Genomic DNA, 7,398 nt, shown 5'->3' with positions numbered 1-7,398 from the left:
CGCGAGGACCACCCGAACGGATTGGCACCCCGCAAGCGCCCGCGCACCACGCTGTCGCCCTCGATGGCGCTGAAGGATGGCAGGCCGTGGATGGCCTATGGCACGCCGGGCGGCGAGCAGCAGGACCAGTGGTCGCTCGCCATGCTGCTGCGCATGGTCCATCACGGGCTCAACATCCAGCAGGCGATCGACGCGCCCGGGTTCCATAGCGAGCACTGGCCGTCGTCGTTCTGGCCGCGCCCGGCACGCCCCGGCCGCGTGGTGATCGAGGAACGCTTCGGCGAGACGGTCGCGGGCGAGCTGCGTGCGCGCGGCCATGCGGTGGAGGTCGGCGGGCCGTGGAGCGAGGGAAGGCTGTCGGCGGCGCGCAGCGAGGATGGCGTGCTCAAGGCGGGGGCAAATCCGCGCGGCATGCAGGGCTACGCGGTCGGGCGCTGAGCCGCGCGTGACGGAGCAGACGCAGAGGCTCGCGCCGCTCGCGCTGTTCCTGCTCTGGGTGACGATCGCCGTGCAGGGCTTCGGCGGCACGCTGCCCTTCGCTCGGCGCGAGCTGATCGAACGCCGCCGCCTGCTGACCGAGGCCGAGTTCGCCGAGCTGCTGGCGCTCGGCCAGATCCTGCCGGGGCCGAACGTGATCAACGTCTCGGCCGCGTTCGGCGACCGTCATGCCGGATGGGCCGGTGCGGCCGCCTCCGTCGCCGGCATGGTCGTGGTGCCGATGCTGATCGCGATGGCGCTCGCGAGCCTGATCGGCGCGGCCGCGACACTGCCGCAGGTGCAGTCGGCGCTGCTCGGCATGGCGGCCGCCGCGGCCGGGCTGCTGATCGGCACCGCGTGGCGCATGGCCAAGCCGATGCGCACGCTCATCCCCAGCCTCGCGGTAGCAGCGGCGATGTTCGTCGCGATCGCCGTGCTGCGCCTGCCGCTGCTCGCGGTGCTGCTGGTCGCACTGCCCCTGACGCTACTCGTGCACGGCGTGTTCCGCCGTGGCGGGCTGACATGAGCCTGCTGCTCCAGCTCGTGCTCACCGCGCTCGGCCTCTCCCTGCTCGCGGTCGGCGGCGCGGTGGCGATCATTCCTGAGGTGTACCGCATCGCCGTGGAGACGCGCGGCTGGCTGACGCCGGAACGCTTTGCCGAGCTCTACGCGATCAGCCAGGCAGCGCCAGGGCCCAACGCGATGCTGATCGGGCTGATGGGCTGGGCGCTCACCGGCTGGATCGGAGGGCTGCTCACCATGCTCGCCTTCGTGGGCCCCACCAGCGTGATCGCCGTGTTCGCCTTCCGCCGCTGGGCGGCGTGGCTGCCGCCGGCGCGCCAGGCGGCCATCCGGGGCGCGCTGCTGCCGGTTTCGGTCGGGCTGGTGGTGTCGGCCGGCGTGCTGATCTCGGTGAGCCTCGGCGCGGGGATGCTGGTGGTCGGCGTCGTTGCCGCGGCCGCCGTGCTGCACGGCACGACGCGCGCGCACCCGCTGCTGCTGCTGCTCGGCGGCGCGGCGATCGGTGCTGCCTCAGCGATGTAGCGGGCGCCAGACCAGCCGCACATCCGGCTCGCGCTCCTCATTGCCGGCGCCGCCTGTGCGTTCCACCTCGACGAAGCCCTGCGCGGCGTAGAACGCAAGCGCCGGGATATTGCGCTGGAAGCACCACAGCGTCAGCCCTTCCGGCGACGCCGCCTTGGCATCATCGAGCAGTGTGCGACCAACGCCACGACGATGAGCCTCCGGAATGACGTAGAGATGCTCGACCCAGCCGTCGTGCAGGGCCAAGAAGCCGACTGCGCGCCCAGCGTCCGCCGCGACGCGAATGCGGCAGCGCGGCAGCACGCGGTCGCGGAGGAACGGCACCAGGGTTTCGACCGGATGCGCGAGCGGCGGAAGGAATCGCGCATCCGCCCGCGCCGCGAGAAACACGGCCCCGAGGGCATCCGCGTCGTCGGCGCGCCCCGGACGCAGGATCACAGATACGGCTCGATCGCCTCGCGCGTCTCGGCCGAGGGCACGACGGGCACGATCTCGAACTCGATCAGGTCGCCCCAGTGCGCGACCCATTGCTGCAACAGCCGCGCGTCGTCGCACTCCATCAGCTGGAAGCAGCGGTCGAGATTCGCCTCGATCCAGCTCCCGACATAGCGGAGCCCCTCGGGCATGCCCCGCCCCTGCTCGCGGAAGCGGCGGTACACCGCCTTGGCGTCGCGGTTGCGGAACCGCTCCACCACCATGAACCGCATCAGCGCTTCGGCTTCCCGGCCGGCTTCTTCGCCGTCGCGCGCGAGCGAGCCGAGGCAGCGGGCTTGACCGTGTCCTTCTTCGCCGGCGGCTTCGCCTTGATCCCCGCGGCCGCGCGCATCGCCGAGATCGTGGTGCGTGTCGTCACCTGGTCCGGATTGATACGCAGCTCAACAAGCGACGGCTTGCCTGAGGCGAGCGCGCGCTCGACCGCCGGGCGGAACTCCTCGGTCGCCTGCACCACCTCGCCGTGGCCGCCATAGGCGTCGATGAACTTCGCGAAGTCCGGGTTGGTCAGCGCCGTGCCGGAGACGCGGCCGGGATAGTCGCGCTCCTGATGCATGCGGATGGTGCCGTACATCGAGTTGTTGAACACCATCACCAGCGGATTGACGCCGTGATGGAAGGCCGTGGCGATCTCCTGGCCGGTCATCATCATCGAGCCGTCGCCGGTCATGCTGATCACGGTCCGTTCCGGGTAGATAAGCTTGGCCGCAATCCCCGCCGGCACCGAATAGCCCATCGACCCGCAGCACGGACCGAGCAGGTGCTGACCGCCGCGATAGTTGATGAAGCGCGCACCCCAGGCCGAGAAGTTGCCCGCATCGGTGGTGACGATCGCATCCTCGGGCAGCATCGCCTCGAGCTCGCGCATCGCCGCGGCGACGTTCAGCGGCCCCTCGTACTCGGGCACCTCGGTGGACCACTTCAGTCGTTGCGCGCGCAGCTTCCTGGTCCATGCCCGCCAGGGCGGGTCGAGCGGCGGCAGCGCCGCGGCAGCCGCGGCGAAGGCGCTGAGGTCGGCCTGGATCGCGAGATCCGCTTGATAGACGCGGCCGAGCTCGGACCCCTCCGGCATCACGTGCACGAACGGCACGCCGATCAAGGGCGGCGTGAACACCGAGTAACCCTGCGTCACCGGCTCGCCAAGCCGCGAGCCGACCGAGATGACGAGGTCCGCCTCCTTGGCGGCGGCGAACAGCGCCGGATCGCCGCCATTGCCGAGATCGCCGATGTATTGCGGCAGGTGGTTGTCGAACACCGACTGGCGGCGGAACCCGACCGCGGCGGGCAGGTCGTTGGCGGTGATCCAGGCGCGCAGATCCGCCCGCCCCTGATCGGTCCACGCCGCACCGTTGCCGAGGATGACCAGCGGCTTGCGCGCGCGCCCGAGCATCCGGTGCAGCTCGGCCATCAGCGCGGGATCGGGCAGCGCGCGCGGCACGACGTGGCGCTTGCCGTCGGCCACCTCGACCATGTCGGTCTGCATGTCCTCGGGGATCGCGACCACCACGGGGCCGGGACGGCCGGACACCGCGACCTGGAACGCGTGCGCAACCAGCTCGGGGATGCGCGCGGCGTCGTCGATCTGCGTCACCCACTTCGCCATGCCGCCGAAGAAGCGGCGATAGTCCACCTCCTGGAACGCGTCGCGATCGGTGTCGCCGCGCGGGATCTGGCCGACCAGCAGCACGAGCGGGGTGGAGTCCTGCTGCGCGATGTGCACGCCGATCGAGCCGTGGCACGCGCCCGGGCCGCGCGTGACGATCGCGACGCCCGGGCGGCCCGTCAGCTTGCCGTGGGCTTCTGCCATGTTCACCGCCGCGCCCTCGAAGCGGCAGGTGATGGTTCGGATCGCGCTGCGGTTCTCGTAGAGCCCGTCAAGCAGGCCAAGAAAGCTCTCGCCCGCCACCTGGAACACGTGCGTCGCACCCTGGGTGCGCAGCGCATCCGCCAGCACACGTCCGCCCTGCCGTCCCTGGTGCCGGACCGTCGCGTGCGTCCCGCCAGCGGGCTTCGCCTCGAGATGCGCCATGGTGTGATGATCCCCGGTGACGTTGCTGTCGTGCCTCCCCTTATAGTGTCATCGGTGGGATGCGAACAGCGGGGGCCGGCATGGACGCGGTGACCATCGGCGCGATGACGCTGAGCGAGGCGCGCGATGCCGTGCGCCGCCGCGACATCACCGCGCGCGCGCTTGCCGAGGCGGCTCTCCACGCGCTGCGGATCTGGCAACCGCACACCAATGCAGCCGCGGCGATCGAACCAGAACGCGCGCTGCGCATGGCGGATGCCGTGGATGCCGCGATCGCAGCGGGGCGCGAGGTCGGGTCGCTCGCGGGTGTGCCGATGGCGCACAAGGACATGATGTATCGCGCCGGGCGCCGTGCCGCCTGCGGCAGCGCCGTTCTCGCCGATCACGTCCCTGCCGTCACGGCGACCGTCCTGACGCGCCTCGATGCCGCCGGCGCGGTCGATTGCGGCGCGCTGAACATGGCCGAGCTGGCCTACAACCCGACCGGGCACAACACCCACACAGGCCATGTGCGCAATCCCTGGAACCCGGCCTGTGTGCCGGGCGGGTCGTCTTCGGGCTCGGGGGCCATCGTCGCATCCGGCGCGGTGTTCGCCGCGCTCGGCTCCGATACCGGCGGCTCGATCCGCTTCCCGGCCTCGTGCTGCGGCGTGACCGGGATCAAGCCGACGCTCGGACGCGTCTCGCGCGCCGGAACGATGGGACTCTGCACCAGTCTCGACACGATCGGCCCGATCGCCCGCAGCGCGCGCGACTGCGCGCTCGTGCTCGCCGCGATCGCGGGACCCGACCCCGCCGACCCGCACAGCGATCCGCGCCCGGCGCCCGGCTGGATGGCGGCGCTCGATGCCGGTGCCGAAGGACTGACCATCGGCGTGATTCCTGGCGTGCTCGTCGAGGGGGTCGAAGCGGCGGTTGCCTCGGCGCTCGCTGCCACGGTCGCGGCATGGCGCGACGCCGGCGTGCGCGTGGTCGAGCTGCTCCCCCCCGACCTCGTCGCCGCGCATGCGCTCGCCGTCACCGTGCTGCTGGCCGAGGCGGCAGAGACGCAGGGTCACTGGCTGGAGGAGCGTGAGCAGGACCTCACCCCGGTGACCGCCATCTCGCTGCGCAAGGGACGGCAGATCGCGCCCGCCGACTATGCGGATGCGGTGGCCGGGCGGCCGGCATCCATCGACGCGTTCTGCGCCGAGGTGTTCACGCGCTGTGACGCGCTGCTGCTGCCGATCCTGCCGATCCCGGTACCGACGCTCGAGGAGACCGACTGGGGCGCGCCCGCGCGCGGCCGGCTGATCGCGGCGATGATGCGCCACACCCCGGCGATCAACTATCTCGGCCTGCCCGCGCTCGCGCTGCCGTGCGGGCTCGACACCAACGGCCTGCCGATCGGCCACCAGATCGTCGGCCGCCCGTTCGACGAGGGCACGCTGTTCAGGCTGGGTGCGGCGTTCCAGTCGGTGACGGACTGGCATCGCCGCCGTCCGACGCCGCCTCGCGCCTGACGAACAGCCAGATCAGGCTCGCCGCCTGGATCGCGGCGGAGACGGCGATCGCCGCGTCGTAGCCGCGCGGGTCCCACCCGCCCGCCTCTGTCCGCGGCCAGAGATCTAGGATCAGCCCGATGCCGTGCTGGGAGATGAACACGAGCACGAGCATCAGCCCGTTCATGGTCGTCGAGACACGGCCGGTCATGTGCGCCGGGAAGCGCGCGGAGACGAGCGTATAGCCCACCGGGCCCGGCGAGGCGAAGAACGGCCAGAGGAACCAGAGCCACGGGACGTCGGCGAGCACGCGCATGATCAGCAGGACGTGCAGCACGAGCAGCGCCACCGTGCAACCGACGATCAGCGCCAGCGGATGCGCGCCGCGCCGCACCAGCGCGGCCTGGACGCTGCCCGAGAAGAACGATCCGACCGTCAGGCCGAGCGCGTAGACCAGCAGCACCTGCGCCCGAGCGATCGCATCGAGGCCGGCGACATCGCGCAGCCACGGACCCGCCCACAGGCCCTGCCAGGTGAAGTTCAGCGCCGACATGACGCCCAGCACCGGCATGAGCCGGATGAGCGACGGGTGGACCATGATCCGGCCGACCACGCGGATTTCCTCGGCGAGCCCCCCGGTCGACCGCTGCGCGAGCGTCTCCGGCACCGAGCGCCAGATCCACCATCCGGCGGCGAGCGCGATCAGTGCGTTCACCACGAACACGCCGCGCCAGCCGACCAGCGCGCGCAGCGCCTCCGCCGGCACGGTCGCGACCACGCCGCCGAGTGCCGAGAGCCCGACGCACCAGCCCGCGACCGCCGCGACCTTCGATGCGGGGAACCACTCGCGCGTGGCCTTGAGCTGCGCCATCAGCGCGGCCGAGACGCCGACGCCCAGCAGCACCCGGCCGACCACCAGCAGGCCGAGGCCGCCGGAGGCGGCGAACACCAGCGCGCCCGCGGCGATCGCGAGCATCAGCGCCGCCTGCACGCGCCTTGGCCCATACCGGTCCAGCGCAGCACCCACGGGAAGCTGCGCGATGCCGTAGGCGGCGAAGAACACCGCGCCGAGGAAGCCGAGATCGGCTGCGGAAAGCGCGAACACGTCCGCGATGTCGGGCGCGATCACCGCGGTGATCGCGCGGTTGAGCTGATTGAGCGCCGCGCCCGCCGCCAGCGGCAGCGAGATGCGGCGGAACAGCCGGCCGATGCTTTCGGGCGCGTCCGCGCTCACGCCTCGTCCATGAACGCGGTCCAGGCCACGGCACACTCCTTCACCGCCGCCTCGTAGAGCGCGCGTCCGTGCTCCGGCGTGGCGAGGCCCGGGTCGCTGCCGATCCGGCCGTCGGGATGCAGTTCGCGCAGGTCGAGCGCATCCGTGAAGCGCCGCCGCGTCGGCACCACGGGCGGCATCTCGACGCGCTTGATCGCCTCCGGGTGCAGATGCTGGGTGAGCGCCACCTCGGCCGCGGTCGCATGCGTGCCGAGCCTGTCGCCGTAGAACTCCTTCGAGAGCCGCGCGACCTCGGGTCCGTCGAACCAGTTGCGCAGCGTGCAGCGCAGCCGCGGTACCGTGCCCGACGGATCGAGCGAGGTAGCAGCGTAGATCTCGCTGAACGCGGTCGAGGTCGGCGCGATGTTGCCGCCATGGCCGTTGATGAACATGAAGCGGCGGAAGCCGTGGCGGGCGAGCGAGAACACGTAGTCGCCGATGAAGGCGATCATCGTCGAGGGCCGCATGGTGATCGAGCCCGCGAAGGCGAGATGGTGCTGCGCCATGCCGATGCTGATCACCGGTCCGACCATCGCGCCCGTCGCCTCGCCGACGCCGTTCGACACCGCCTCGGCGCAGATCGCGTCCGTGCCCATCAGCCC

At 71.6% G+C, this 7,398-nt stretch carries 9 protein-coding genes; 4 read left to right on the top strand and 5 right to left on the bottom strand.

Annotation, left to right across the window (positions count from 1 at the left end):
* The 3 genes from ACTIFU_RS21275 to ACTIFU_RS21265 form a co-directional block, all read left to right on the top strand.
* Window positions 1-438, top strand: a 438-nt coding sequence (locus tag ACTIFU_RS21275) for a gamma-glutamyltransferase (RefSeq protein ID WP_439580328.1), incomplete at its 5' end; no start/stop codon positions are given.
* Window positions 439-445: 7 nt separating this feature from the next.
* Complete coding sequence (locus ACTIFU_RS21270) at window positions 446-1,003, top strand: chromate transporter (protein WP_439580327.1); 558 nt, start codon at window positions 446-448, stop codon at window positions 1,001-1,003.
* Window positions 1,000-1,521 (top strand): chromate transporter, encoded by a 522-nt coding sequence (locus ACTIFU_RS21265; protein WP_439580326.1) that lies wholly within the window; start codon window positions 1,000-1,002, stop codon window positions 1,519-1,521. Before ACTIFU_RS21270 ends, ACTIFU_RS21265 begins: the two co-directional genes overlap by 4 nt.
* Here ACTIFU_RS21265 and ACTIFU_RS21260 read toward each other — a convergent pair.
* From ACTIFU_RS21260 to ACTIFU_RS21250, 3 genes are read right to left on the bottom strand one after another with little or no spacing between them, the layout of a single operon-like run.
* On the bottom strand, window positions 1,510-1,959 hold the full coding sequence (locus tag ACTIFU_RS21260; protein WP_439580325.1) for a GNAT family N-acetyltransferase: 450 nt from the start codon (window positions 1,957-1,959) through the stop codon (window positions 1,510-1,512). The genes ACTIFU_RS21265 and ACTIFU_RS21260 overlap by 12 nt on opposite strands.
* A complete protein-coding gene (locus ACTIFU_RS21255; protein ID WP_439580324.1) occupies window positions 1,956-2,228 on the bottom strand; it encodes a DUF3303 domain-containing protein in 273 nt (90 codons plus the stop codon). Before ACTIFU_RS21255 ends, ACTIFU_RS21260 begins: the two co-directional genes overlap by 4 nt.
* Window positions 2,228-4,042: a thiamine pyrophosphate-dependent enzyme gene (locus tag ACTIFU_RS21250; RefSeq protein ID WP_439580323.1), complete on the bottom strand. Its 1,815-nt coding sequence runs from the start codon at window positions 4,040-4,042 to the stop codon at window positions 2,228-2,230. Before ACTIFU_RS21250 ends, ACTIFU_RS21255 begins: the two co-directional genes overlap by 1 nt.
* Window positions 4,043-4,122: 80 nt before the next feature.
* Here ACTIFU_RS21250 and ACTIFU_RS21245 point away from each other — a divergent pair, with 80 nt between their 5' ends.
* Window positions 4,123-5,544, top strand: a complete 1,422-nt coding sequence (locus tag ACTIFU_RS21245) for an amidase (RefSeq protein WP_439580322.1) — start codon at window positions 4,123-4,125, stop codon at window positions 5,542-5,544.
* On the opposite strand, the gene ACTIFU_RS21240 is transcribed toward ACTIFU_RS21245, so the two are convergent.
* Window positions 5,474-6,757, bottom strand: coding sequence for an MFS transporter (locus tag ACTIFU_RS21240; protein ID WP_439580321.1), 1,284 nt, complete (start codon window positions 6,755-6,757; stop codon window positions 5,474-5,476). The genes ACTIFU_RS21245 and ACTIFU_RS21240 overlap by 71 nt on opposite strands.
* Window positions 6,754-7,398 (bottom strand): creatininase family protein (locus ACTIFU_RS21235; protein WP_439580320.1); only part of this gene is annotated, 645 nt, incomplete at its 5' end. The genes ACTIFU_RS21240 and ACTIFU_RS21235, both read right to left, overlap by 4 nt.

Source organism: Elioraea sp. (genome assembly GCF_051860475.1).
GTDB lineage: Bacteria > Pseudomonadota > Alphaproteobacteria > Acetobacterales > Acetobacteraceae > Elioraea.
Note: the sequence above shows the minus strand (reverse complement) of the source record. Positions and strands in the feature narration are given on the sequence as shown.